The sequence below is a fragment of the Pseudomonas sp. SW-3 genome (assembly GCF_016615645.1).
GTDB classification, from domain to species: domain Bacteria; phylum Pseudomonadota; class Gammaproteobacteria; order Pseudomonadales; family Pseudomonadaceae; genus Aquipseudomonas; species Aquipseudomonas mandelii.
The window spans coordinates 2,401,147-2,426,632 of record NZ_CP067098.1; the positions used below are offsets into that span (position 1 = coordinate 2,401,147).

At 59.7% G+C, this 25,486-nt stretch carries 24 protein-coding genes; 9 read left to right on the plus strand and 15 right to left on the minus strand.

Features of this window, described 5'->3' with window-relative positions; genetic code table 11:
• Window positions 1–60 precede the first annotated feature (60 nt).
• From purB to JIO00_RS10670, 5 genes are all read right to left on the minus strand, one after another.
• Complete coding sequence (purB, locus tag JIO00_RS10650) at window positions 61–1,431, minus strand: adenylosuccinate lyase (protein WP_010458886.1); 1,371 nt, start codon at window positions 1,429–1,431, stop codon at window positions 61–63.
• A gap of 126 nt (window positions 1,432–1,557) precedes the next feature.
• Window positions 1,558–2,181: a high frequency lysogenization protein HflD gene (gene hflD / locus JIO00_RS10655; protein ID WP_010458887.1), complete on the minus strand. Its 624-nt coding sequence runs from the start codon at window positions 2,179–2,181 to the stop codon at window positions 1,558–1,560.
• Window positions 2,178–3,302, minus strand: coding sequence for a tRNA 2-thiouridine(34) synthase MnmA (gene mnmA / locus JIO00_RS10660; RefSeq protein ID WP_010458889.1), 1,125 nt, complete (start codon window positions 3,300–3,302; stop codon window positions 2,178–2,180). The genes hflD and mnmA overlap by 4 nt, the downstream gene beginning before the upstream one ends.
• Before the next feature lie 59 nt (window positions 3,303–3,361).
• Window positions 3,362–3,808, minus strand: a complete 447-nt coding sequence (locus JIO00_RS10665; protein ID WP_083377164.1) for an NUDIX hydrolase — start codon at window positions 3,806–3,808, stop codon at window positions 3,362–3,364.
• 213 nt (window positions 3,809–4,021) lie between these two features.
• Window positions 4,022–6,247 (minus strand): NADP-dependent isocitrate dehydrogenase, encoded by a 2,226-nt coding sequence (locus JIO00_RS10670; RefSeq protein ID WP_083377163.1) that lies wholly within the window; start codon window positions 6,245–6,247, stop codon window positions 4,022–4,024.
• Between the two features lie 494 nt (window positions 6,248–6,741).
• Between JIO00_RS10670 and icd the strand changes: the two genes are divergently transcribed.
• Window positions 6,742–7,998, plus strand: a complete 1,257-nt coding sequence (icd, locus tag JIO00_RS10675; RefSeq protein WP_010458895.1) for an NADP-dependent isocitrate dehydrogenase — start codon at window positions 6,742–6,744, stop codon at window positions 7,996–7,998.
• A gap of 74 nt (window positions 7,999–8,072) precedes the next feature.
• On the opposite strand, the gene JIO00_RS10680 is transcribed toward icd, so the two are convergent.
• Window positions 8,073–8,372 (minus strand): cold shock domain-containing protein, encoded by a 300-nt coding sequence (locus tag JIO00_RS10680; protein WP_077748744.1) that lies wholly within the window; start codon window positions 8,370–8,372, stop codon window positions 8,073–8,075.
• A 218-nt stretch (window positions 8,373–8,590) separates the two neighbouring features.
• On the opposite strand from JIO00_RS10680, the gene clpS reads away from it, so the two are divergent.
• A complete protein-coding gene (clpS, locus tag JIO00_RS10685) occupies window positions 8,591–8,974 on the plus strand; it encodes an ATP-dependent Clp protease adapter ClpS (RefSeq protein ID WP_010458899.1) in 384 nt (127 codons plus the stop codon).
• Between the two features lie 30 nt (window positions 8,975–9,004).
• Complete coding sequence (gene clpA / locus JIO00_RS10690) at window positions 9,005–11,275, plus strand: ATP-dependent Clp protease ATP-binding subunit ClpA (RefSeq protein WP_007946437.1); 2,271 nt, start codon at window positions 9,005–9,007, stop codon at window positions 11,273–11,275.
• A gap of 242 nt (window positions 11,276–11,517) precedes the next feature.
• Here the strand turns inward: clpA and infA are convergent, their stop codons facing one another.
• The 4 genes from infA to trxB form a co-directional block, all read right to left on the minus strand.
• Window positions 11,518–11,736: a translation initiation factor IF-1 gene (gene infA / locus JIO00_RS10695; protein ID WP_002553999.1), complete on the minus strand. Its 219-nt coding sequence runs from the start codon at window positions 11,734–11,736 to the stop codon at window positions 11,518–11,520.
• A 100-nt stretch (window positions 11,737–11,836) separates the two neighbouring features.
• Window positions 11,837–12,544 carry an arginyltransferase gene (locus tag JIO00_RS10700; RefSeq protein ID WP_010458901.1) on the minus strand — a complete coding sequence of 236 codons (708 nt, stop codon included), beginning with the start codon at window positions 12,542–12,544 and terminating at the stop codon, window positions 11,837–11,839.
• Window positions 12,545–12,601: 57 nt separating this feature from the next.
• The gene (gene aat, locus JIO00_RS10705; RefSeq protein WP_200668160.1) at window positions 12,602–13,282 is read right to left on the minus strand and encodes a leucyl/phenylalanyl-tRNA--protein transferase; all 681 of its coding nucleotides are present in this window, start codon (window positions 13,280–13,282) and stop codon (window positions 12,602–12,604) included.
• Between the two features lie 63 nt (window positions 13,283–13,345).
• Window positions 13,346–14,305: a thioredoxin-disulfide reductase gene (gene trxB / locus JIO00_RS10710; RefSeq protein WP_200668161.1), complete on the minus strand. Its 960-nt coding sequence runs from the start codon at window positions 14,303–14,305 to the stop codon at window positions 13,346–13,348.
• Between the two features lie 307 nt (window positions 14,306–14,612).
• Here trxB and JIO00_RS10715 point away from each other — a divergent pair, with 307 nt between their 5' ends.
• The 6 genes from JIO00_RS10715 to cysG all read left to right on the plus strand — a co-directional run bounded on the left by JIO00_RS10715 (window position 14,613) and on the right by cysG (window position 22,273).
• Window positions 14,613–17,021: a DNA translocase FtsK gene (locus JIO00_RS10715; protein WP_010458906.1), complete on the plus strand. Its 2,409-nt coding sequence runs from the start codon at window positions 14,613–14,615 to the stop codon at window positions 17,019–17,021.
• 66 nt (window positions 17,022–17,087) lie between these two features.
• A complete protein-coding gene (gene lolA, locus JIO00_RS10720; protein WP_007904916.1) occupies window positions 17,088–17,711 on the plus strand; it encodes an outer membrane lipoprotein chaperone LolA in 624 nt (207 codons plus the stop codon).
• 173 nt (window positions 17,712–17,884) lie between these two features.
• Entirely contained in the window at window positions 17,885–19,207 is a 1,323-nt protein-coding gene (locus JIO00_RS10725; protein ID WP_010458909.1) for a replication-associated recombination protein A, read from the plus strand.
• A complete protein-coding gene (crcB, locus tag JIO00_RS10730) occupies window positions 19,208–19,582 on the plus strand; it encodes a fluoride efflux transporter CrcB (protein WP_010458911.1) in 375 nt (124 codons plus the stop codon).
• 15 nt (window positions 19,583–19,597) lie between these two features.
• Window positions 19,598–20,878 carry a serine--tRNA ligase gene (serS, locus tag JIO00_RS10735; protein WP_010458913.1) on the plus strand — a complete coding sequence of 427 codons (1,281 nt, stop codon included), beginning with the start codon at window positions 19,598–19,600 and terminating at the stop codon, window positions 20,876–20,878.
• The gene (gene cysG / locus JIO00_RS10740) at window positions 20,879–22,273 is read left to right on the plus strand and encodes a siroheme synthase CysG (protein WP_010458915.1); all 1,395 of its coding nucleotides are present in this window, start codon (window positions 20,879–20,881) and stop codon (window positions 22,271–22,273) included. It abuts the gene before it with no gap.
• Between the two features lie 134 nt (window positions 22,274–22,407).
• Here cysG and JIO00_RS10745 read toward each other — a convergent pair whose 3' ends face one another.
• The 5 genes from JIO00_RS10745 to tusC form a co-directional block, all read right to left on the minus strand.
• A complete protein-coding gene (locus JIO00_RS10745) occupies window positions 22,408–23,409 on the minus strand; it encodes a glutathione S-transferase family protein (protein ID WP_200668162.1) in 1,002 nt (333 codons plus the stop codon).
• Window positions 23,410–23,499: 90 nt separating this feature from the next.
• Window positions 23,500–24,501 (minus strand): glycosyl transferase family protein, encoded by a 1,002-nt coding sequence (locus JIO00_RS10750; protein WP_154911561.1) that lies wholly within the window; start codon window positions 24,499–24,501, stop codon window positions 23,500–23,502.
• A complete protein-coding gene (locus JIO00_RS10755) occupies window positions 24,498–24,833 on the minus strand; it encodes a TusE/DsrC/DsvC family sulfur relay protein (RefSeq protein WP_169857356.1) in 336 nt (111 codons plus the stop codon). The genes JIO00_RS10750 and JIO00_RS10755 overlap by 4 nt, the downstream gene beginning before the upstream one ends.
• Window positions 24,830–25,123, minus strand: a complete 294-nt coding sequence (gene tusB, locus JIO00_RS10760; protein ID WP_077748748.1) for a sulfurtransferase complex subunit TusB — start codon at window positions 25,121–25,123, stop codon at window positions 24,830–24,832. Before tusB ends, JIO00_RS10755 begins: the two co-directional genes overlap by 4 nt.
• On the minus strand, window positions 25,123–25,485 hold the full coding sequence (gene tusC, locus JIO00_RS10765) for a sulfurtransferase complex subunit TusC (protein ID WP_200668163.1): 363 nt from the start codon (window positions 25,483–25,485) through the stop codon (window positions 25,123–25,125). The genes tusB and tusC overlap by 1 nt, the downstream gene beginning before the upstream one ends.
• Between the last annotated feature and the right edge of the window lies 1 nt (window position 25,486).

Below are 25,486 nucleotides of genomic sequence, written 5' to 3' on the forward strand. Positions count from 1 at the left end.
TTCAGACGGGAATAAAAACGCCCGGCGCTGCCGGGCGTCTCAAACGGGTTAAACGGTCGATCAGATGCGTTTGGCTTGTGCCACGGCGTTACCGATGTAGTTCGCCGGGGTGAGCAATTTCAGCTCGGCCTTGGCAGCGGCTGGCATGTCCAGGCCGTCGATGAAAGTTTGCAGTGCTTCAGGGCTGATGCCCTTGCCACGCGTCAACTCTTTCAGCTTTTCATACGGGTTTTCGATGTTGTAGCGACGCATCACGGTCTGGATCGGCTCGGCCAGCACTTCCCAGCACGCGTCCAGGTCAGCTGCGATCTTCTGAGCGTTGAGCTCCAGTTTGCTGATGCCCTTGAGGCTGGCTTCGTACGCGATCACGCTGTGGGCGAAGCCGACACCGAGGTTGCGCAGCACGGTGGAGTCGGTCAGGTCACGCTGCCAGCGGGAGATCGGCAGCTTGCTCGCCAAATGCTGGAACAGCGCGTTGGCGATACCCAGGTTGCCTTCGGAGTTTTCGAAGTCGATCGGGTTGACCTTGTGCGGCATGGTCGACGAACCGATTTCGCCAGCGATGGTGCGCTGCTTGAAATAGCCCAGGGAAATGTAGCCCCAGATGTCGCGGTCGAAGTCGATCAGGATGGTGTTGAAGCGGGCGATCGCGTCGAACAGCTCGGCGATGTAGTCGTGCGGTTCGATCTGCGTGGTGTACGGGTTGAAGCCCAGGCCCAGCTCGTCTTCGATGAAGGCGCGGGCGTTCTCTTCCCAGTCGATCTCAGGGTAGGCCGACAGGTGAGCGTTGTAGTTGCCGACAGCGCCGTTGATCTTGCCCAGCAGCGGAACGGCAGCGACTTGAGCGATCTGACGCTCCAGACGGTAAACCACGTTTGCCAGCTCTTTGCCCAGGGTGGTCGGCGAGGCCGGTTGACCGTGGGTGCGCGACAGCATTGGCACGTCAGCGAAACGGATGGCCAGTTCGCGGATGGCTTGAGCGGTCTGGCGCATCAGCGGCAGCATCACATCATCACGACCTTCGCGCAGCATCAGGGCGTGGGACAGGTTGTTGATGTCCTCGCTGGTGCAGGCAAAGTGGATGAACTCGCTGACCTTGGCCAGTTCCGGCAGCTTGGCCGCCTGCTCCTTGAGCAGGTATTCGATGGCTTTGACGTCGTGGTTGGTGGTGCGCTCGATCTCTTTGACACGCTCGGCGTGCTCCAGAGCGAAGTTCTCCGCCAGGGTGTTCAGCACCGCGTTGGCTTCGGCGGAGAACGCCGGCACTTCGCTGATGCCTGGGTGAGCGGCCAGGCGCTGGAGCCAGCGCACTTCAACCAGAACGCGAGCACGGATCAGGCCGTACTCGCTGAAAATTGGGCGCAGGGCCTGGGTTTTGCCGGCGTAGCGGCCGTCAACAGGGGAAACCGCAGTGAGCGAAGAAAGCTGCATGGGGTGTTCTCGGACAGTCGGGCAACGAAATGGGGCGCGTATCATACATGAAAAAATCCGCCGGTCCGTTGCCAACTGACCGGCGTATTACGCGTTACAGATCTAAAGCGGTGTTGCGGGCGCGGTTCAGCTGCTGCGCATCAGCGGGTAAAGCTCTTTGAGCAACTTGCGACGGCTGATCACCAGCTGCCAGCGATGGCCGCCCAACTGCCGCCACAGGCGCGCCGAACGAATCCCGGCCAGCAACAGGGCGCGGATTTTCGAGGCGTTGCTCGGTTGCTGCAGGTTGCGCATGTCGCCGTGGACCTGAATCCGTTGGCGCAAGGTGCTCAGGGTGTCCTGGTACAGCGCACCGCAGGCCGCAATCACGTTTTCGTGGGCCGGGCCGAAGTGCTCGACCTGGGACTGAATCTGCGGCAAACGCTTGCCGATCACATCGAGCAAGTCGTCGCGCTTGGCCAGCTGACGCTCCAGGCCCAGCATGGCCAGGGCGTAACGCAGCGGTTCGCGCTGCAGGGTGCTCGGGTCGCGTTCCAGAGCGCCGATCAATGCGCGATAGCCTTCGCGCAGATTGAGGTCGTCGCCGCCGTACACTTCCAGGGTGTCCTTGGGGTCGCGGATCAGCAGGCTGCCGAGCATGCAGGTCAGGCCGGCTTCGGTGGTCTGGCCGGTCTTGGCAATCTTGTCGACGAGGACGGCGGCGAGAAACACGCCGCCCAGCGCCGTCAGTTGCTCCTGAGTGGGGTTCATGCCTTGCTGCTCCATGGCTCTGCGACTTCAATCACGCCGCCGCCGAGGCAGATTTCACCGTCGTAGAACACCACGGACTGGCCCGGGGTGACCGCGCGCTGTGGGTCATCGAAGGTGGCGCGATAGCCGGTGGCGGTTTTTTCCAGAGTGCAGGGCTGATCGCTTTGGCGATAACGAACCTTGGCGGTCAACTTGCGCGGCTCGGTCAGATCGATCGGGTTGACCCAATAGATGTCCGAGGCGAGCAGGGCGCGGGAGAACAGGTAAGGATGGTCATTGCCCTGGCCGACGATCAGCTCGTTGTGTTCCAGGTCCTTGATCAGCACGTACCATGGCTCGTCACCGGCGTCTTTCAAGCCGCCGATGCCCAGGCCCTGACGCTGGCCGATGGTGTGATACATCAAGCCGTGGTGACGGCCGATGACTTCACCTTCGGTGGTCTTGATCTCGCCCGGTTGGGCCGGCAGGTATTGCTTGAGGAAGTCGCTGAAGCGGCGTTCGCCGATAAAGCAGATCCCTGTGGAATCCTTTTTCTTCGCGGTGGCGAGTTCGTGTTTCTCGGCAATCGCGCGCACTTCGGGCTTTTCCAGTTCACCGACCGGGAACAGCGTCTTGGCGATCTGTTCGCCGCCGACGGCGTGCAGGAAATAACTCTGGTCCTTGTTCGGGTCCAGGCCCTTGAGCAGTTCGGTGCGCCCATCGATGTCGCGGCGGCGCACGTAGTGGCCGGTAGCGATCAGGTCGGCGCCGAGCACCATGGCGTAGTCGAGGAACGCCTTGAACTTGATCTCGCGGTTGCACAGGATGTCCGGGTTTGGCGTGCGACCGGCCTTGTACTCGGCCAGGAAGTGCTCGAACACGTTGTCCCAGTACTCGGCAGCGAAGTTGGCGGTGTGCAGCTTGATGCCAATCTTGTCGCACACGGCCTGGGCGTCCGCCAGGTCGTCCATGGCGGTGCAGTATTCCGTTCCATCGTCTTCTTCCCAGTTCTTCATGAACAGGCCTTCCACCTCATAACCCTGTTCGATCAGCAGGAGAGCGGAAACGGAAGAGTCCACGCCGCCGGACATGCCGACAATGACGCGCTTCTTTTGTGTGTCAGAAGGGGCTGGATCACGCATAGGGATTCAATGAGTGTCTTGAAAAAGGACGCGATTCTAACAGGCCGAAGCCCGCAAGGCTAAAGAGAAGGGCGGATCAGTTCGAGACTGTAGTGCTGGCCGTCCAGATAATCATCGATACAGCGGATGATCAGCTCACTGCGCCAGTTTGCGCGCTGTGCCAGCAATTCGTCACGCGTCAGCCATTTTGCGCCGACGATGCCGTCATCCAGTTGATAGTCGGGGTAATGTTTGAGCGGCTTTGCGGTGAAACAGACCCGCTGGTAGGTCACGCCGTTGCTGGGGGCGGTGTAGAGGTAAATGCCCACCACGCCGGTCGGTTCGACGTCCCAGCCGGTTTCTTCCAGGGTTTCGCGCACGGCGGCTTCGATCAGGGTTTCGTCCGGGTCCAGATGGCCGGCCGGCTGGTTGAGCACCGCTTGTCCGTGCTTGAGTTCTTCGACCATCAGAAAGCGACCATTGTCTTCGACGATGGTGGCGACGGTGATGTGGGGTAGCCAATCCATGAAGCTTCCTCGGTTTCTAATATTGGAATAAAGAACAGTGTGGGAGCGAGCCTGCTCGCGATGACGGTGGGTCGGTCGACATCAATGTTGAATGATATATCGCTATCGCGAGCAGGCTCGCTCCCACATTGGTGCGTATTTCATAGATGAAAAGTGTGGGGCACAAACAGAAACCCCGGCACTGGGCCGGGGCTTCTTTGCATCCTTACAACCTTAAACCAACGCAGCGATCGCGGCGTTGAAGGTGTTGCTTGGGCGCATGGCCTTGCTGATCAGCTCGGCATTAGCGTGGTAGTAACCGCCGATGTCCACTGGCTTGCCCTGAACGGCGTTGAGCTCGGCAACGATGGTTGCTTCGTTCTCGGCCAGGGTCTTGGCCAGTTCGCCGAACTGCGCTTGCAGTGCAGCGTCTTCGGTCTGGGCGGCCAGGGCCTGGGCCCAGTACAGCGCCAGGTAGAAGTGGCTGCCGCGGTTGTCGATATTGCCGACTTTGCGCGATGGCGACTTGTTGTTGTCCAGGAACTGGCCAGTGGCCTGATCCAGGGTCTTGGCCAGCACCAGCGCTTTCGGGTTGTTGTAAGTAACACCCAGATGCTCAAGGGAAGCGGCCAGGGCCAGGAACTCGCCCAGGGAATCCCAGCGCAGGAAGTTCTCTTCCAGCAGCTGTTGAACGTGCTTCGGTGCCGAACCGCCGGCGCCGGTTTCGAACAGACCGCCGCCATTCATCAGCGGAACGATCGACAGCATCTTGGCGCTGGTGCCCAGTTCCATGATCGGGAACAGGTCGGTCAGGTAGTCGCGCAGTACGTTGCCGGTCACCGAGATGGTGTCCTTGCCTTCGCGGGTGCGGCCCAGGGTGAAGGCCATCGCGTCGACTGGCGACATGATGCGGATGTCCAGGCCGGAGGTGTCGTGATCCTTCAGGTAGGCCTGAACTTTCTCGATCACTACACCGTCGTGGGCGCGCATCGGGTCCAGCCAGAAAATAGCCGGGGTTGCGCTTGCACGGGCACGGTTGACGGCCAGTTTGACCCAATCCTGGATCGGCGCGTCTTTGGTCTGGCACATGCGGAAGATGTCGCCGGCTTCAACCGACTGCTCCAGCAGAGTGCGGCCAGCGCCGTCGGAAACCCGAACCACGCCGTTGGCCTTGATCTGGAACGTCTTGTCGTGGGAGCCGTACTCTTCGGCTTTTTTCGCCATCAGGCCAACGTTTGGCACGCTGCCCATGGTGGTCGGATCGAAAGCGCCGTGCAGCTTGCAGTCTTCGATCACCGCCTGGTAGATGGTGGCGTAGCAGCGATCCGGGATCACCGCCTTGGTGTCGTGCAGCTGACCGTCAGTGCCCCACATTTTGCCGGAGTCACGGATCATCGCCGGCATCGAGGCGTCGACGATCACGTCGCTCGGCACGTGCAGGTTGGTGATGCCTTTGTCGGAGTTGACCATGGCCAACGACGGACGAACGGCGTAGACCGCCTGGATGTCCGCTTCGATCTGCGCTTGTTGCTCGGCCGGCAAGGCCTTGATGCGAGCGTACAGGTCGCCGATGCCGTTGTTCAGGTTGAAACCGATCTGTGCCAGCACGTCAGCGTGCTTGGCCAGTGCGTCTTTATAGAACTCGGCAACGATCTGGCCGAACATGATCGGGTCGGAGACCTTCATCATGGTGGCTTTCAAGTGAACCGACAGCAGCACGCCTTTTTGCTTGGCGTCTTCGATCTCGGCAGCGATGAAGCTGCGCAGAGCGTTTTTGCTCATGACCGCACAATCGAGGATCTCACCGGCTTGCACGGTGGTTTTTTCTTTCAGGACGGTGGTGGTGCCGTCTTGAGCGATCAGTTCGATTTTGACGGCATCAGCGGCGTCGATCAGGGCGGCTTTTTCGCTGCCGTAGAAATCACCGGTGCTCATGTGTGCGACATGGGACTTGGAGTCCGCAGCCCAGGCGCCCATTTTGTGCGGGTGCTTGCGTGCATAGTTCTTGACCGACAGCGGTGCACGACGATCAGAGTTGCCTTCGCGCAGAACCGGGTTCACGGCGCTGCCCTTGATCTTGTCGTAACGCGACTTGGCGAGCTTGTCGGCGTCGGTGGCCACGGTTTCCGGGTAGTCCGGCAGGGCGAAGCCCTGGGCTTGCAGCTCTTTGATTGCGGCTTGCAGTTGCGGAACCGAGGCGCTGATGTTCGGCAGCTTGATGATGTTGGCTTCAGGCGTAACGGCCAGATCGCCCAGTTCGGCGAGGTGGTCGGCTACGGCTTTGTCACCCAATTGCTCGGGGAAGCTGGCCAGGATGCGCCCTGCAAGAGAGATATCGCGGGTTTCCACGGCGATATCAGCCGAAGCGGTGAACGCTTCTACGATAGGCAACAGTGAATAGGTGGCGAGGGCGGGAGCTTCGTCGGTGAAGGTATAGATGATCTTCGAGCGGGTGGGCATATTCGGATTAACTCTCTCTTCTTTGCTAAAGCGTGCGCAGAAACTCGAGGGGCGCCGGGTAAGCGCGTTCGTTCAAAGTCATCCATGAGCCGAATGTCGAGGTTTCTTTGCGGTGATGTTGGGTGCATCGGTCGAGCGTCAAGCGGGTGGGTTGCGGTAACAACCCTGCTTTTTCAGGCCCCAAGCCTCGTAGTAGAGAGGTCGGCCATCGTGACTCTGCGGTCAGCGGGCGGCATTATACATAGGTAGCTGGCAATCTGCCGATGGTTCATATGCAACGATTCTCGTCCATTGGTCTAAAGGTCGCAGGGGCGAGGGGGGCGTAGAGTCTTGCACCGTGCTTGAGTTTGGCGCTTTTCCCTTTGCTTTCAGGCTTGTACGTCGCGAACTGTGCAGCTTTGCGGCAGATGGATGGAACATAGGGTTTGCGTGCCGATTTAACTGGGGTACGCTCGAACGAAGCCAGATGTTCAATCCAAACAATGGAGTTCAGCATGGGATACAAGAAGATTCAGGTTCCAGCAGTCGGCGACAAAATCACCGTCAACGCGGACCATTCTCTCAATGTTCCTAACAACCCGATCATCCCCTTCATCGAAGGTGATGGTATTGGCGTTGATATCAGCCCGGTCATGATCAAGGTTGTCGATGCTGCTGTTAAGAAGGCTTACGGCGGCGAGCGCAAAATTTCCTGGATGGAAGTCTATGCCGGGGAGAAAGCGACTCAGGTTTACGATCAGGACACCTGGCTTCCCCAGGAAACCCTGGACGCAGTCAAGGATTACGTGGTTTCCATCAAGGGCCCTCTGACCACCCCGGTCGGTGGCGGCATCCGTTCCCTGAACGTGGCCCTGCGTCAGCAACTCGACCTTTATGTATGCCTGCGCCCGGTGCGCTGGTTCGAAGGCGTACCTAGCCCGGTCAAGAAGCCAGGCGATGTCGATATGACGATCTTCCGTGAGAACTCGGAAGACATCTATGCCGGTATCGAATGGAAAGCCGGTTCGCCGGAAGCGACCAAGGTCATCAAGTTCCTCAAAGATGAAATGGGCGTCACCAAGATCCGTTTCGACGAAAACTGCGGTATCGGCATCAAGCCGGTTTCCCTGCAAGGCACCAAGCGTCTGGCGCGCAAGGCGTTGCAGTATGTGGTCGACAACGACCGCGACTCGCTGACCATCGTGCACAAAGGCAACATCATGAAGTTCACCGAAGGTGCCTTCAAGGAATGGGCCTACGAAGTGGCCGCTGAAGAATTCGGTGCGACCCTGCTCGACGGCGGTCCGTGGATGCAGTTCAAGAACCCGAAAACCGGCAAGAACGTCATCGTCAAGGACGCCATCGCCGACGCCATGCTCCAGCAAATCCTGCTGCGCCCGGCCGAATACGATGTGATCGCGACCCTGAACCTGAACGGCGACTATCTCTCTGACGCCCTGGCGGCGGAAGTGGGCGGTATCGGTATTGCACCGGGCGCCAACCTGTCCGACACCATTGCCATGTTTGAAGCGACCCACGGTACTGCGCCGAAATACGCCGGCAAGGACCAGGTCAACCCGGGTTCGCTGATCCTGTCCGCAGAGATGATGCTGCGCCACATGGGTTGGACCGAAGCGGCAGACCTGATCATCAAGGGCACCAACGGCGCGATTTCCGCCAAAACCGTGACCTATGATTTCCATCGTCTGATGGAAGGCGCGAAGCTGCTGTCTTCTTCTGCGTTTGGTGATGCGCTCATCTCGCACATGTAAGCCGATATGTAAGCGAATCGGCATAAAAAAACCGCCCTCGGGCGGTTTTTTTTATGACTGGATGACGGGTTGTGTCAGCTCGACACCTTTTCCTGCTGGTTGGCAGGTGCCGTCTTTTCATTCTCGACAGGTACATTCGTAATTTTTACGGCATGCAGCCCCTTGGGGCCCTGGACGATCTCGAAGCTTACGATTTGCCCGGCCTTCAGTGTCTTGTACCCGTCCATTTCGATGGCCGAATAGTGGGCAAAAAAATCGATAGCACAGCCATCTTCGTGGCGACCTACATTGGCTTCGGTATTAATGAAACCGAACCCCTTGGCATTGTTGAACCATTTGACCTTGCCGCTGACCTTGACGCCTGACATACCCATATCCCTCTGCAACAGACTCCATCACTGGAGTATCATCCAGTACATCCGCAGTCGAATCTCGAAATAAGATTGACTCCGCGGACCTTTTTTACCCACTGTGGGCTCTATTGGTTGTAACACCGTTTTGCCGATAGTCAAGGTGACCGGGCGGTCGGAGTTGAAATCGTCCATAGCCGCCCCCACCACTGTATTTGAACAACTGACGAACCTTTCTTTCCATGCATGCAATCAGCCAGATTCGACTAACATTCAATCAGGATCGCCCGGCTCTCCAAAAAGATCACCCGGAGCCCCACGACGACGATTCCGCAGGCATTGCTGTTCAGGAGGCAAAGCCTGCATTACAGGCGCCGCCGATGTACAAGGTGGTTTTGTTCAACGATGACTACACACCGATGGATTTCGTCGTCGAAGTGCTCGAGGTGTTTTTTAACCTGAATCGGGAGCTGGCGACCAAGGTCATGCTGGCCGTCCACACAGAAGGACGGGCAGTATGTGGAGTGTTTACCCGCGACATCGCCGAGACTAAGGCCATGCAGGTCAACCAGTACGCCAGGGAAAGCCAGCATCCGCTACTCTGTGAAATCGAGAAGGACGGTTAATCGCCGACCACTTGGGTATGAGGTGAAGCTATGTTAAACCGCGAGCTCGAAGTCACCCTCAATCTTGCCTTCAAGGAGGCTAGATCGAAGCGTCATGAATTCATGACCGTCGAACACCTCCTGCTGGCCCTATTGGACAATGAGGCTGCCGCCACCGTTTTGCGTGCCTGCGGCGCAAACCTCGACAAACTCAAGCACGATCTGCAGGAGTTCATCGACTCCACCACGCCCTTGATCCCCGTCCATGACGAAGATCGCGAAACCCAGCCAACCCTGGGCTTCCAGCGTGTCCTGCAACGTGCTGTTTTCCACGTACAGAGCTCGGGCAAACGCGAAGTGACTGGCGCTAACGTGCTGGTCGCCATCTTCAGTGAGCAAGAGAGTCAGGCAGTGTTCCTGCTGAAACAGCAGAGCGTTGCGCGCATTGATGTCGTCAACTACATCGCCCATGGCATTTCCAAAGTGCCTGGGCATGGCGATCACTCTGAAGGTGAGCAAGATATGCAGGACGACGAGGGCGGTGAGTCTTCTTCTTCAGGCAATCCTCTGGATGCTTATGCCAGCAACCTCAACGAACTCGCGCGCCAGGGTCGTATCGATCCGTTGGTAGGCCGTGAGCTGGAAGTCGAGCGTGTCGCGCAGATCCTGGCGCGTCGTCGCAAAAACAACCCGCTGCTGGTGGGCGAGGCGGGCGTGGGTAAAACCGCGATTGCCGAAGGCCTGGCTAAACGCATTGTCGACAACCAGGTGCCGGACTTGCTGGCCAACAGCGTGGTCTATTCCCTCGATCTGGGGGCCTTGCTGGCCGGGACCAAATACCGTGGCGATTTCGAGAAGCGCTTCAAGGCGCTGCTCAATGAGCTGAAAAAACGTCCGCAGGCGATCCTGTTCATCGACGAGATCCACACCATCATTGGTGCGGGTGCCGCGTCCGGTGGCGTCATGGATGCCTCGAACCTGCTCAAACCGCTGCTGTCGTCGGGCGATATCCGTTGCATCGGCTCAACCACGTTCCAGGAATTCCGTGGGATCTTCGAGAAGGACCGTGCCTTGGCCCGGCGCTTCCAGAAGGTCGATGTGTCGGAGCCTTCGGTTGAAGACACCATCGGCATCCTGCGCGGCCTGAAAGGGCGTTTTGAAGCGCACCACAACATCGAATACAGCGATGAGGCGTTGCGTGCCGCCGCTGAACTGGCGTCGCGCTACATCAATGACCGGCACATGCCGGACAAGGCCATCGACGTCATTGACGAGGCGGGCGCCTATCAGCGTCTGCAGCCGATCGAGAAGCGCGTGAAACGCATCGAGGTGCCTCAGGTCGAGGACATCGTTGCGAAAATCGCGCGGATTCCGCCTAAGCACGTCACCAGCTCCGACAAAGAGCTGCTGCGCAACCTTGAGCGTGACCTGAAGCTGACGGTATTTGGCCAGGATGCCGCGATCGACTCGCTGTCGACCGCGATCAAACTGTCCCGTGCTGGCCTCAAGTCGCCTGACAAGCCAGTCGGTTCGTTCCTGTTCGCAGGGCCGACCGGCGTCGGTAAAACCGAAGCGGCGCGTCAGCTGGCCAAGGCGTTGGGCATCGAGCTGGTTCGTTTCGACATGTCCGAGTACATGGAACGCCACACCGTATCGCGTCTGATCGGTGCGCCTCCAGGTTACGTCGGGTTCGATCAGGGCGGTCTGCTGACCGAAGCCATCACCAAGCAGCCTCACTGCGTGCTGTTGCTCGATGAGATCGAGAAGGCGCATCCGGAAGTCTTCAACCTGCTGTTGCAGGTGATGGACCACGGTACGCTGACCGATAACAACGGGCGCAAGGCGGATTTCCGTAACGTGATCGTCATCATGACGACCAACGCCGGTGCCGAAACAGCAGCGCGTGCTTCGATCGGTTTCACCCATCAGGACCACTCGTCCGATGCGATGGAAGTGATCAAGAAGAGCTTCACGCCGGAGTTCCGCAACCGTCTGGACACCATTATCCAGTTTGGTCGCCTCAGCCATGAGGTCATCAAAAGCGTGGTGGACAAGTTCCTTACCGAGCTTCAGGCGCAGCTGGAAGACAAGCGCGTGCAGCTGGAAGTGACCGACGCTGCGCGAAGCTGGCTGGCAGCAGGTGGCTACGACTCGGCAATGGGTGCTCGACCAATGGCGCGTTTGATTCAGGACAAGATCAAGCGTCCGCTGGCGGAAGAGATCCTCTTTGGCGAACTGGCCGACCATGGTGGCGTGGTGCACATCGACCTCAAGGACGGCGAGCTGACCTTCGAGTTCGAAACCACGGCCGAAATGGCCTGACGTTAACCGCGACAAAGCAAAAGGCGCCGAGAGGCGCCTTTTTGCTGTTCGCCGAATTTGAACGCCTGACACCTCGTCCTGTGGGAGCCTGCTCGCGATGGCGGCGGGTCAGCTTGCATTGATGTTGAATGCAATGCCGCTATCGCGAGCAGGCTCGCTCCCACTGGGGGATGGTGTTGATCCGTCAAATCGCAGACAAACAAAAACGCCCGGCATAAACCGGGCGTTTTGTATTGACTTGATTAGCGAGCGCGGTAAGTGATACGCCCTTTGCTCAAGTCATAGGGCGTCAGCTCGACGCGCACTTTGTCACCGGTAAGAATACGAATGTAGTTCTTGCGCATCTTGCCGGAGATATGCGCGGTTACGACGTGCCCATTTTCCAACTCCACACGAAACATGGTGTTGGGCAGGGTGTCGACGACAGTGCCTTCCATTTCGAAGCTGTCTTCTTTCGACATGCAGTAAAGCCCTCGGTGTCCAATGAATGGCCCGGTGCAACTGCGCCAGGCAAAAGCGGCGTGCATTGTGCCCGAAAAATGGGGTTTAAGCCAAGGGGTTCTAGTTCAGGATGACCCAGCGCTGATTAATCAGCAGTTCGATAGGTCGATATTGCGTCTTGTAGCTCATCTTTTTGCAGTTTTTGATCCAGTAGCCGAGGTAGACCGCTTCCAGTCCAAGGCGCCGGGCCTCGCCGATTTGCCAGAGGATCGCGTAGCGACCCAGGCTGCGACGTTCTTCATCGGGTTCGTAGAAGGTGTAGACCGCCGACAGACCGTTCGGCAGCAAGTCGGTAACGGCCACTGCCAGGAGCCGGCCTTCGAGACGAAATTCGTAGAATCGGGAGAATGGCAGGTCGCGCACCAGGAACGTCGAAAACTGGTCGCGACTCGGCGGGTACATGTCGCCATCGGCGTGACGCTGTTCGATGTAGCGCTGGTAGAGATCGAAATACTCTTCGCTGAATTTCGGCCGGGCCGGGCGCACTTGCAGGTCGGCGTTACGTTTGAAAATGCGTTTCTGCTGACGGTTGGGCGAAAATTGCGCCACAGGGATGCGCGCCGGGACGCAGGCATTGCAATTCTGGCAATGAGGCCGGTAGAGATGATCGCCGCTGCGACGAAAACCCATTTCAGACAGGTCTGCGTAGACATGCACATCCATGGGCTGGCTAGGGTCGAGAAACAGGGTCGTGGCCTGCTCCTCGGGCAGATAGCTGCAAGAGTGGGGCTGAGTGGCATAAAACTTCAAACGCGCCAACTCGGTCATGATCAACCCTCGGGAATAAGCTTTGGATTAAGTGTAAGCCACACGGGCAAAAGTCGCTCAGCAAACCCAGGTTGCACGGCTGGGTTGATCCAGATGTTGTGCGAGGAAGTTGGCGAAATCGCGCCGAGGAATCGCTCGGGCGCCGAGGCTGTGCAGATGGTCGGTCGGCATCTGGCAGTCGATCAGCACAAAGCCTGAGTCTTTCAGATGTCGCACCAGCGTGGCAAAGCCATATTTCGAGGCGTTGTCGGCGCGGCTGAACATGGATTCGCCGAAAAACAGCTGACCCATTGCCAGGCCATAGAGCCCGCCGACCAGCACGCCATCATCCCAAACCTCCACGGAATGCGCGTAGCCACGTCGATGCAGCTCGAGGTAAGCCGTCTGCATCGCGTCAGTGATCCAGGTGCCGTCGGCGTAGTCCCGAGGCGCGGCGCAGGCGCTGATCACCGAGGCAAAGTCCTGATCGAAGGTCACTTGATAGCGTTGCTGGCGCAGCAATTTATTCAGGCTGCGCGAGATATGCAGTTCGTCGGGAAATAAGACGGTGCGCGGATCCGGCGACCACCAAAGGATCGGCTGGCCTTCCGAGAACCATGGAAAGCAGCCGTGGCGATAAGCCTGAATCAGACGATCGGCGGACAGATCTCCGCCCGCGGCCAGCAACCCGTTGGGGTCGCGCATGGCTTTTTCCAACGGCGGGAACGTCAGGGTGTTGCGTTGTAACCAAGTCAGCATGGCATCCGGGCTTGCAGAAGGGGAGGGCGGTGACGGGCTGGCGGCCCGCCGTGAAGTGTGCCGTCAAACGGTGGGAATGTCGTCGAGGTATTTCTCGGCGTCCAGCGCGGCCATGCAGCCGGCCCCGGCGGAGGTTACGGCCTGGCGGTAGACGTGATCGGCCACGTCGCCGGCGGCGAACACGCCCGGGATCTCGGTAGCTGTGGCATCGCCATCGCTGCCGCCCTTGACCAGCAGATAGCCGTCGCGCATTTTCAACTGGCCCTCGAACAGGTCAGTGTTGGGCTTGTGGCCGATGGCGATGAACACGCCGGCCAGTGGCAATTCACGGGTTTCGCCTGTGTGGCTGTCGCGCAGTCGGGCGCCGGTCACGCCACTGGCATCACCCAGCACTTCATCGAGATTCTGGTTCCAGTGCAGGCGGATATTGCCGTTGGCGGCTTTTTCGAAGAGTTTGTCCTGGAGAATCTTCTCCGAGCGCAACTTGTCGCGCCGGTGAATCAAGTGGACTTCCTTGGCGATGTTCGACAAGTACAGTGCTTCTTCAACCGCAGTGTTGCCGCCGCCGACCACCGCGACCACTTGGTTGCGATAAAAAAATCCGTCGCACGTGGCGCAGGCCGAAACCCCTCGGCCGGCAAAGGCCTCTTCCGAAGGCAGCCCCAGATATTGCGCCGAGGCGCCGGTCGCGATAATCAGCGCGTCGCAGGTGTATGTGCCGCTGTCGCCGATGAGTTCGAACGGGCGTTGTTGCAACTTGGCGGTGTGGATGTGGTCGTAAACGATCTCGGTGGCAAAGCGCTCGGCGTGTTTTTGCATGCGTTCCATCAGCGCCGGGCCGGTGAGGCCTTCAACGTCGCCGGGCCAGTTATCGACTTCGACGGTCGTGGTCAGCTGGCCACCTGCCTGTATGCCGGTAATGACAACGGGTTTGAGGTTGGCGCGGGCGGCATAAACCGCTGCGCTGTATCCGGCAGGGCCGGAACCCAGAATGATCAGGCGGGAATGCTTCGGTTCGCTCATAAAAACACCTCATAAGCCTTTGTCACAAAAGAGAATGCATGCTCAAATTGAAACGCGCGTAACGTGCTTTTGGCTATGCTACACCGAAGGGCTTCAAGCATGGCATCGGGCGAACAAACCCGTACAATGCCGTCTGTAACAGTGATTGAAACAAAATAAGCTGTGCGTACCGTGTTTATAAAAACCGGGGTGCAATGTTAAAAGTAGTCCCAGTTGCGCGTGTTAACTTTTTTACCTGCCTGGATTGGGCAGTTTTTTATAGTCATTCAACAGATGGACGCGCCATGGGCGCAGGAAAAGAAGCGTTTTGAAGAAATCCACCGCAGCACCCAAAACAGTCGTCGTTCCACTCTGGCGCCAGCACTTGCACTACCGGCTCAAGGAAGGTGCATTGATCGCCATCGGTGGCCTGTGCCTGTTCCTGATGATGGCCTTGTTGACCTATGGCAAGGACGATCCGGGCTGGAGCCATAACAGCAAGATCGACGACGTACAGAACTTCGGCGGGCCGGTCGGCTCCTACAGCGCCGATATCCTGTTCATGGTGCTGGGTTACTTCGCCTACATCTTCCCGTTGTTGCTGGCGATCAAGGCCTATCAGATCTTCCGTCAGCGCCACGAACAGTGGCAGTGGAGCGGCTGGCTGTTCTCCTGGCGCCTGATTGGCCTGGTGTTTCTGGTGCTGTCGGGCGCGGCACTCGCGCACATCCATTTCCATGCGGCGACCGGTCTGCCGGCCGGTGCGGGCGGCGCGTTGGGCGAAAGTCTTGGCGACCTGGCCAGGAACGCGCTGAACATCCAGGGCAGCACGCTCTTGTTCATCGCGCTGTTCCTGTTCGGCCTGACGGTATTCACTGACCTGTCGTGGTTCAAGGTGATGGACGTTACCGGCAAGATCACCCTCGACCTTTTCGAGCTGTTCCAGGGCGCGGCCAATCGCTGGTGGAGTGCCCGTGTCGAGCGCAAACAACTGGTGGCGCAGCTGCGTGAAGTCGACGATCGCGTGCATGACGTGGTCGCCCCGACGGTCACGGACAAACGCGAGCAAGCCAAGGTCAAGGAACGCCTCATCGAGCGTGAGCAGGCCCTGAGCAAGCACATGTCGGACCGCGAGAAGCAGGTGCCGCCCGTCATCGCGCCCGCACCGCCCAAGCCGGCAGCGCCGAGCAAGCGCGTCGAGAAAGAGAAGCAGGCGCCCTTGTTCGTCGACAGCGCCGTCGAAGGCACCTTGCCGCCGATCTCGATTCTCGACCCGGCCGAAAAGAAACAACTCAATTACTCTCCAGAATCGCTGGCCGCCGTCGGCCACTTGCTGGAAATCAAGCTCAAGGAATTCGGCGTCGAAGTCTCGGTGGATTCGATCCATCCGGGCCCGGTCATTACCCGTTACGAAATCCAGCCGGCCGCCGGCGTCAAAGTCAGCCGCATCTCCAACCTGGCGAAAGACTTGGCGCGATCCCTGGCCGTGACCAGCGTTCGTGTGGTGGAAGTGATTCCGGGCAAGACCACCGTCGGTATCGAGATTCCCAACGAGGACCGCCAGATCGTGCGTTTCTCCGAAGTGCTGTCGACGCCTGAGTACGACAACTTCAAGTCGCCGGTCACCCTGGCCCTGGGCCACGACATCGGCGGCAAGCCGGTCATCACTGACCTGGCGAAAATGCCGCACTTGTTGGTGGCCGGTACGACCGGTTCCGGTAAGTCGGTGGGTGTGAACGCGATGATCCTGTCGATCCTGTTCAAGTCCGGCCCGGAAGACGCCAAGCTGATCATGATCGACCCGAAAATGCTCGAGCTGTCGATCTACGAAGGCATTCCGCACCTGCTGTGCCCGGTCGTGACCGACATGAAGGACGCGGCCAACGCCTTGCGCTGGAGCGTGGCGGAGATGGAACGTCGCTACAAACTGATGGCGAAGATGGGCGTACGAAACCTGTCGGGCTTCAACGCCAAGGTCAAGGAAGCTCAGGACGCGGGCACGCCGCTGACCGATCCGTTGTACAAACGCGAAAGCATTCATGACGAAGCGCCGCTGCTGACCAAACTGCCGACCATCGTCGTGGTCGTCGACGAATTCGCCGACATGATGATGATCGTCGGCAAGAAGGTTGAAGAACTGATCGCCCGTATCGCTCAGAAGGCCCGTGCGGCCGGTATCCACTTGATCCTCGCGACCCAGCGTCCGTCGGTTGACGTGATCACCGGTCTGATCAAGGCCAATATCCCGACGCGCATGGCGTTCCAAGTATCGAGCAAGATCGACTCCCGGACGATCATCGACCAGGGCGGTGCCGAGCAACTGCTGGGCCACGGTGACATGCTCTACATGCCGCCGGGCACCAGCCTGCCGATCCGTGTCCATGGCGCGTTCGTGTCCGATGACGAGGTTCACCGGGTGGTTGAAGCCTGGAAACTGCGCGGTGCACCGGAATACAACGACGAGATCCTGGCCGGTGTTGAGGAGGCCGGTAGCGGTTTCGACGGTGGCAGTGGCGGTGGCGACGAAGACAGCGAATCCGATGCGCTTTACGACGAAGCGGTGCAGTTCGTCCTGGAAAGCCGTCGTGCGTCCATCTCTGCGGTTCAGCGCAAGCTGAAAATCGGCTACAACCGCGCCGCACGCATGATCGAAGCCATGGAAATGGCCGGGGTCGTGACGTCCATGAATACCAACGGTTCGCGTGAAGTCCTGGCGCCTGGCCCGGTACGCGACTGATTTGATTTTGAAAGGATGGCGCAGTGATGCGCCACCCGAACTCCCACGAATGTTATGAGGACTCCCATGCGTCTTATCCGCATGCTGTTGCTGCCGGTACTGGCTTTGACCACGCTCTCGGCCCACGCCGATGACAAGGACGTGGCGCGTCTGACCCAACTGCTGGAAAAATCCCAGACCCTGACTGCGCGCTTCTCTCAGCTGACGCTGGATGGCAGCGGCACACAGTTGCAGGAAACGGCCGGGCAAATGTCCCTGCAGCGTCCTGGCCTGTTCTACTGGCATACCGACGCACCGCAAGAGCAATTGATGGTTTCCGATGGCAAGAAGGTGTCCCTGTGGGACCCGGACCTGGAACAGGTCACCATCAAGACCCTTGACCAGCGCCTGACCCAGACACCTGCGCTGCTGCTGTCCGGCGACGTGTCCAAGATCAGCCAGAGCTTTGACATCAGCGCCAAGGAAGCCGGCGGCGTGATCGACTTCACCTTGAAACCTAAAACCAAGGACACCCTGTTCGACAGCCTGCGCCTGTCGTTCCGCAATGGCCTGGTCAATGACATGCAACTGATCGACAGCGTCGGTCAGCGCACCAATATCCTGTTCACCGGCGTGAAGGCCAACGAGCCGATCCCGGCGTCCAAGTTCAAGTTCGACATTCCCAAGGGTGCCGACGTCATTCAAGAGTAAGACGCAAAACCTGTTGGAGCTGGCTTGTGTGGCGAGGGAGCTTGCTCCCGCTTGGGGCGCGAAGCGCCCCCGAAATGGGACTGCTGCGCAGTCCAGCGGGAGCAAGCGCCCTCGCCACAGGATTTCGCCAGACTTGAGAACTGCGTAATAAAGCGAGGTTTCAACCGCACGTGATGGACCTGTTTCGCAGTGCCCCGATCGCTCAACCCTTGGCCGCCCGCTTGCGCGCAGCCAATCTGGACGAGTACGTCGGTCAGGAACACCTGCTGGCTCGCGGCAAGCCTTTGCGCGAAGCCCTGGAGCAGGGTGCCCTGCACTCGATGATTTTCTGGGGCCCGCCGGGCGTGGGCAAAACCACCCTGGCGCGGTTGCTCGCGGAAGTCTCGGATGCGCACTTTGAAACGGTCTCGGCGGTACTGGCTGGCGTGAAGGAAATCCGTCAGGCAGTGGAAATCGCCAAGCAGCAGGCCGGCCAGTACGGCAAGCGCACCATCCTGTTCGTCGATGAAGTGCATCGCTTCAACAAGTCGCAGCAGGATGCATTCCTGCCGTACGTTGAAGACGGCACGCTGATTTTCATCGGCGCAACCACGGAAAACCCTTCCTTCGAACTCAACAACGCGTTGCTCTCCCGGGCACGCGTTTACGTGCTCAAAAGCCTCGACGAAGCGGCCCTGCGCAAACTGGTGCATCGGGCGCTGACCGAAGAGCGTGGCCTGGGCAAGCGCCAGCTGACCCTCAGCGATGAAGGCTTCCAGATGCTCCTGTCGGCTGCCGATGGCGATGGCCGGCGGCTGCTGAACCTGCTGGAAAACGCTTCGGACCTGGCAGAAGACAACAGCGAGATCGGCATCGATCTGCTGCAAAGTCTGCTCGGCGATACCCGCCGGCGTTTCGACAAGGGCGGCGAAGCGTTTTACGACCAGATTTCTGCGCTGCATAAATCGGTGCGCGGCTCCAATCCCGACGGCGCGTTGTACTGGTTCGCGCGGATGATCGACGGCGGATGCGATCCACTGTACCTGGCCCGGCGCGTGGTGCGCATGGCCAGCGAAGACATCGGCAACGCTGACCCGCGGGCCCTGAGCCTGTGCCTGGCGGCGTGGGAAGTGCAGGAGCGCCTCGGCAGCCCTGAAGGCGAGTTGGCGGTGGCCCAGGCCATCACTTATCTGGCTTGCGCGCCGAAAAGCAACGCGGTGTATATGGGGTTCAAGGCCGCCATGCGCAGCGCCACCGAACACGGTTCGCTGGAAGTGCCGCTGCATTTGCGCAACGCACCGACCAAGCTGATGAAGCAATTGGGTTACGGCGATGAATACCGTTATGCCCACGATGAGCCGGACGCCTATGCCGCTGGCGAAGACTATTTCCCGGAAGAACTCGAGCCGCAACCGTTCTATCAGCCCGTGCCTCGCGGCCTGGAGCTGAAGATCGGCGAAAAGCTCAATCACCTTGCACAACTTGACCGTCTAAGCCCCCGGCAGCGGAGAAAATAAGTGATTCCTTTGGTTATTGCGGTCTCCGTTGGCGGTGTCGCCGGGACTCTGTTGCGCTTTGCCACCGGTAATTGGGTCAACGCTAATTGGCCGCGGCACTTCTATACCGCGACGCTGGCCGTTAATATCGTCGGCTGTTTGCTGATCGGCGTTCTATACGGTCTGTTTTTGCTACGCCCGGAGGTGCCGATCGAGGTGCGCGCCGGGTTGATGGTCGGCTTCCTCGGGGGGCTAACGACTTTTTCATCCTTTTCACTGGATACGGTGCGCCTGCTCGAAACCGGGCAAATGCCGCTGGCCCTGGGCTATGCTGCCATCAGCGTATTCGGCGGGCTGCTCGCCACTTGGGCTGGCCTGTCCTTGACCAAACTTTGATAACGAGAGACCGACATGCTCGATTCCAAACTGTTACGTAGCAACCTTCAGGACGTAGCGGACCGCCTGGCATCCCGTGGCTACACGCTGGATGTTGCGCGCATCGAAGCGCTGGAAGAACAGCGCAAGACCGTCCAGACCCGCACCGAAGCACTGCAGGCTGAACGTAACGCGCGCTCCAAATCCATCGGCCAGGCAAAGCAGCGCGGCGAAGACATCGCGCCGTTGATGGCCGACGTCGAGCGTATGGCGAACGAATTGAGTGCCGGTAAAGTCGAGCTGGACGGGATCCAGACCGATCTGGATTCGATCCTGCTCGGCATCCCGAACCTGCCGCACGAATCCGTGCCGATCGGTGATGACGAAGACGGCAACGTCGAAGTGCGCCGCTGGGGTACCCCGACCGCGTTCGATTTCCCGGTCCAGGACCACGTGGCCCTGGGCGAGAAGTTCGGCTGGCTGGACTTCGAAACCGCCGCCAAGCTGTCCGGCGCCCGTTTCGCCCTGTTGCGCGGCCCGATCGCCCGTATGCATCGCGCCCTGGCGCAATTCATGATCAACCTGCACACCAGCGAACACGGTTACGAAGAGGCTTACACGCCGTATCTGGTCCAGGCCCCGGCGCTGCAAGGCACCGGTCAACTGCCGAAGTTCGAAGAAGACCTGTTCAAGATCAGCCGCGAAGGCGAAGCCGATCTGTACCTGATCCCGACTGCTGAAGTGTCGCTGACCAACATCGTCGCCGGCGAGATCGTCGATTCGAAGCTGCTGCCGATCAAGTTCGTCGCCCACACGCCGTGCTTCCGCAGCGAAGCCGGTGCGTCGGGTCGCGATACCCGCGGGATGATCCGTCAGCACCAGTTCGACAAGGTCGAGATGGTCCAGATCGTTGAACCGTCGACCTCGATGGACGCGCTGGAAGGTCTGACGGCCAACGCCGAGAAAGTCCTGCAACTGCTGGAACTGCCTTATCGCACGATTGCACTGTGCACCGGTGACATGGGCTTCAGCGCAGTCAAGACTTACGATCTTGAAGTGTGGATCCCGAGCCAGGACAAGTACCGCGAGATTTCGTCGTGCTCCAACTGCGGCGACTTCCAGGCCCGTCGTATGCAAGCGCGTTTCCGCAACCCGGAAACCGGCAAGCCTGAACTGGTTCACACCCTGAACGGTTCGGGTCTGGCAGTCGGTCGTACCCTGGTGGCGGTGCTGGAAAACTACCAGCAAGCCGACGGTTCGATCCGTGTGCCTGAAGTGCTGAAACCGTACATGGGTGGCCTCGAGGTCATCGGCTAAATGGACTATCTGCCGCTGTTCCATAACCTTCGCGGCAGTCGTGTGTTGGTCGTTGGTGGGGGGGAGATTGCCTTGCGCAAATCCCGCCTGCTGGCCGAAGCCGGTGCGCTGCTGCGGGTGGTCGCACCTGAAATCGAACCGCAACTGCGCGAGCTGGTTGTCGGCAGCGGCGGCGAGTGCCTGTTACGGGGCTACGTTGAAGCGGACCTGGACGGTTGCGGGCTGGTCATCGCCGCCACCGATGACGAACCGCTGAACGCGCAAGTTTCCGCTGATTCCCATCGGCGTTGCGTGCCGGTCAATGTGGTGGATGCGCCGGCTTTGTGCAGCGTGATCTTCCCGGCGATCGTCGACCGTTCTCCCTTGATCATTGCGGTGTCCAGCGGCGGCGATGCGCCGGTGCTGGCGCGGCTGATCCGCGCCAAACTGGAAACCTGGATTCCGTCCACCTACGGTCAACTGGCCGGTCTGGCGGCGCGTTTTCGCAGCCAGGTCAAACGCCTGTTCCCGGACGTGCAGCAGCGTCGGGCATTCTGGGAGGATGTGTTCCAGGGCCCGATTGCCGACCGGCAACTGGCCGGGCAGGGTGCTGAAGCCGAACGCCTGATGCTGGCGAAGATCAATGGCGAAGCGCCGGTCGCCACCGGTGAAGTGTATTTGGTGGGCGCGGGTCCCGGTGATCCCGACTTGCTGACCTTCCGTGCCTTGCGCCTGATGCAGCAAGCCGATGTGGTGCTCTACGACCGCCTGGTCGCCCCGGCGATTCTCGATCTGTGCCGTCGCGATGCCGAGCGGGTCTACGTCGGCAAGCGTCGCGCCGATCACGCGGTGCCGCAGGACCAGATCAATCAGCAATTGGTCGATCTGGCCAAGCAAGGCAAGCGGGTCGTGCGATTGAAGGGCGGTGATCCGTTCATCTTCGGTCGTGGCGGTGAAGAGATCGAAGAACTGGCGGCCCATGGCATCCCGTTCCAGGTCGTGCCGGGTATCACCGCCGCGAGCGGTTGCGCGGCATATGCCGGGATTCCGCTGACCCATCGCGATTACGCGCAGTCGGTGCGATTTGTCACCGGGCACTTGAAGGACGGTTCCACCGACTTGCCGTGGGCCGACCTGGTTGCGCCGGCACAAACCCTGGTGTTTTACATGGGGCTGGTGGGCTTGCCGATCATCTGCGAGCAACTGATCAAGCACGGTCGCGGGGCGGACACCCCAGCGGCGCTGATTCAGCAGGGCACCACGGTCAATCAGCGGGTATTTACCGGCACGCTGGCTGATCTTCCTCGACTGGTGGCGGAGCATGAAGTGCATGCGCCGACGCTGGTGATCGTTGGGGAAGTGGTGCAATTGCGCGAGAAACTGGCCTGGTTTGAAGGGGCTCAGGCGCAAGTCTGATCGGACCGAGTCGGTCGAGCGCGACCCCGGCCCATCGCTGGCAGGCTATCGTCCACAGGGGATTTGAGAACGACACAAATCCAGTGTGGGAGCTAGCCTGCTGGCGATTGGGGGCCTCAAAAATGGCACAAACCTCAGGCCCTGCGCCAAACCCCTTTCCCGTTCAACCGCGCCCGATCATGGGTTGCTGTGAAATCCTGCGTCGGCCCTTTCGGCACAATCCCGGTCGGGTTGATGGTCTTGTGGCTGCCGTAGTAATGATTTTTGATGTGCTGAAAATCCACCGTCTCGGCAACGCCCGGCCATTGGTAAATCTCCCGCAGCCAGTTCGACAGATTCGGATAATCGGCAATCCGCCGCAGGTTGCACTTGAAGTGGCCGTGATACACCGCATCAAAGCGAATCAGCGTGGTGAACAGCCGAATATCCGCTTCGGTCAGGTACTCGCCGACCAGGTAACGGTTGGCGCCCAGCAGTTGCTCCAATCGATCCAGTTCGGCAAACACATCATCAAACGCTTCTTCATACGCCTGCTGTGACGTGGCAAACCCTGCGCGATAAACGCCGTTGTTCACGGCCGGATAAATCCGCTCATTCAACGCATCGATCTCGCCGCGCAGGGGGGCTGGGTAGAAATCCAGGTCATTGCCGGTCAGGTCATCGAAGGCGCCGTTGAACATGCGGATGATCTCCGCTGATTCATTGTTGACGATGCGATTTTGCTGTTTGTCCCAGAGCACCGGCACGGTGACGCGACCGGTGTAGTCGGCGGTATCGGCGGTGTAGCGCTGGTGCATGAAATTGAAATGATCGAGTTTGTCGCCGGTCGAGCCCAGGTTCTGGTCGAAGGTCCAGCCGTTTTCCAACATCAACCAGCTGACCACCGAGACGTCGATCAGGTTTTCGAGGCCTTTGAGTTTGCGCAGGATCAGCGTGCGATGCGCCCACGGACAGGCGAGGGATACATAAAGGTGATAGCGGCCAGCTTCGGCTGCAAAGCCACCGACGCCCGTCGGGCCGGGCTTGCCGTCGGCGGTCAGCCAGTTGCGACGTTGCGCCTGTTCGCGCTGGAACGCGCCGTCCTTGCTGCTTTCGTACCACTGGTCCTGCCAGCGACCTTCAACTAACAAACCCATGTTCAAGACTCCTCAATCAATAAGCGTTGGAGAGGAGTCTATTCATATAGGTTCGATTAAATAGCGCAAAGGTTCGAGGGTTATGATCGGTTAAATCGATCTGTCCCGAGCGTCCCAATACTGCTGCGCCGTTTCGAAGGCGTGTTCTCGGGTCTGACCGAGGCCACGCAATGCGAGGGCCATGGTCGAGATCAAGGCCATTTGCGGGTAGCTGTCGACCACGTCACCGCGCCAGACGGCTTTCAAATGTTCAGGATCGAGCGAGGCGGGTTTGACGTGGCGTTGACTCGACAACTGCGGCCATTCCTCGTCCCAGCTTTCGCCGCCGGTGGTGCCGTACAGGTGGCTGTCGGCATCCGGGTTGATCTCGATTTCGCCACCGTCGCCCTTGACCACAATCGCGGTGTCGCCGAGCAAGCCGCTGGCATCGCGATGCACCGCCTGGTAACCCGGGTGGAAAATGCTTTGCAGGCCGCAGCGAGCACCCAACGGGTTGAGAATGCGGGTGAGGGAGTGGATCGGCGAACGCAGGCCCAAGGTGTTGCGCAGGTCGATCATGCGCTGCAACTGCGGTGCCCAATCCACCAGCGGCATAAACGCCAGGCCGCCGTTATCGAGCGCCGAGCCGACCTGTTGCCAGTCGCGGCACAACGGGATGTTCAAGCCTTCCAGCAGTTGTTCGCTGTAGAGCCGGCCGGCCGTATGGGCGCCGCCGCCGTGCATGAAGATGCGCACGCCGTTTTGCGCCAGGCATTTGGCCGCCAGCAGGTACCACGGCAGGTGACGCTTCTTGCCGGCATACGTCGGCCAGTCCAGGTCTACCGCCAGGGCTGGCGGGTTCAACCGTTCGCGCAGGGCTTCGGTGAAACCGGCCATTTCCTCGGCGCTTTCTTCCTTGTGCCGCAACAGCATCAGGAACGCGCCGAGCTGGGTGTCCTCGACCTTGTCGTCGAGCACCATGCCCATGGCTTCACGCGCTTCGGCCCGGGTCAGGTCGCGGGCACCGCGCTTGCCTTTGCCGAGGATCCGCACGAACTGGGCGAACGGGTGTTCGGCGGGCGTTTCGAGGGTCAGCGCTGGAAAGTCAGTCATAAGCAATTCGTCGGTTTGGGCAGGCCCGCCAGTTTCGCGGCGAGTTTGGCAGGGGTGCCTTTGAACAGTCGGTTGAGGTGCAGGCTGTTGCCTTTTTCCGGGCCGAGCTTCAACGCGGTGTACTTGATCAGCGGACGGGTGGCCGGGGATAGCTGGAATTCGGCGTAGAAGTTGCGGAGCAATTCGAGGATTTCCCAGTGCTCCGGGCTCAACTGGATGTCTTCGGCGGCGGCGAGGGCGCTGGCCACCTCGCTCGACCAGTCACTCAGTTCGGCCAGGAAACCGTCCTTGTCCAACTCGATGGCGCGTGCGCCGACTGTCAGGGAATTCATAGCCAACTGTTCACCTTGTCGTAGTGAATCGACAACTCGACGAAGGCGGGGTAATCAATGGCTTTGGCCGCGTCAGGAACCGCCAACGCACGGGCCTGGGCGTCTTCGGCCAGTACGAACAGTTTCAACGGGCGGGCATTCAGCGCGTTGAACGGCGCGGTACCCGGTTGCAACGCATAGACGGCGTCGCCGGTCAGCAGCAACGCGTCGTTTGTGCCGATCACGCGCAGGCAACTGGTCAGGCGGTCATCGCCGAACGGGGAATGAGACAACACATGCAAAGTCGACATCAGAGGGTGATCACCTGGTCGTAACGGTCAATAAGTGCGGTGATTTCCTGGGTGACCAGCACCCGGGCTTCTTCAAGCGACCGACCGTTGAGGTCCAGACCTCGTTCGGCAGCGCTGTGGCCACAGACATACAGGTCTTCCACACCGAACATCGGCAACGCTTGCAGGTTGGCGCTCAGGTCTTTCTGTTGCAGGACCTTGGCGTCCTGTTTCGCAGCGAGCTGGAACACCCCGTCATCGAGAAACAGCAAGCCAATCGGCAGGTCGAACGCGCCACCAGCCAGCACGATGTCCAGCGCTTCCCGAGCGTTCGGCCCGGACCACGGGGCCTGGCGGCTGATAATCAACAAGGATTTAGCCATC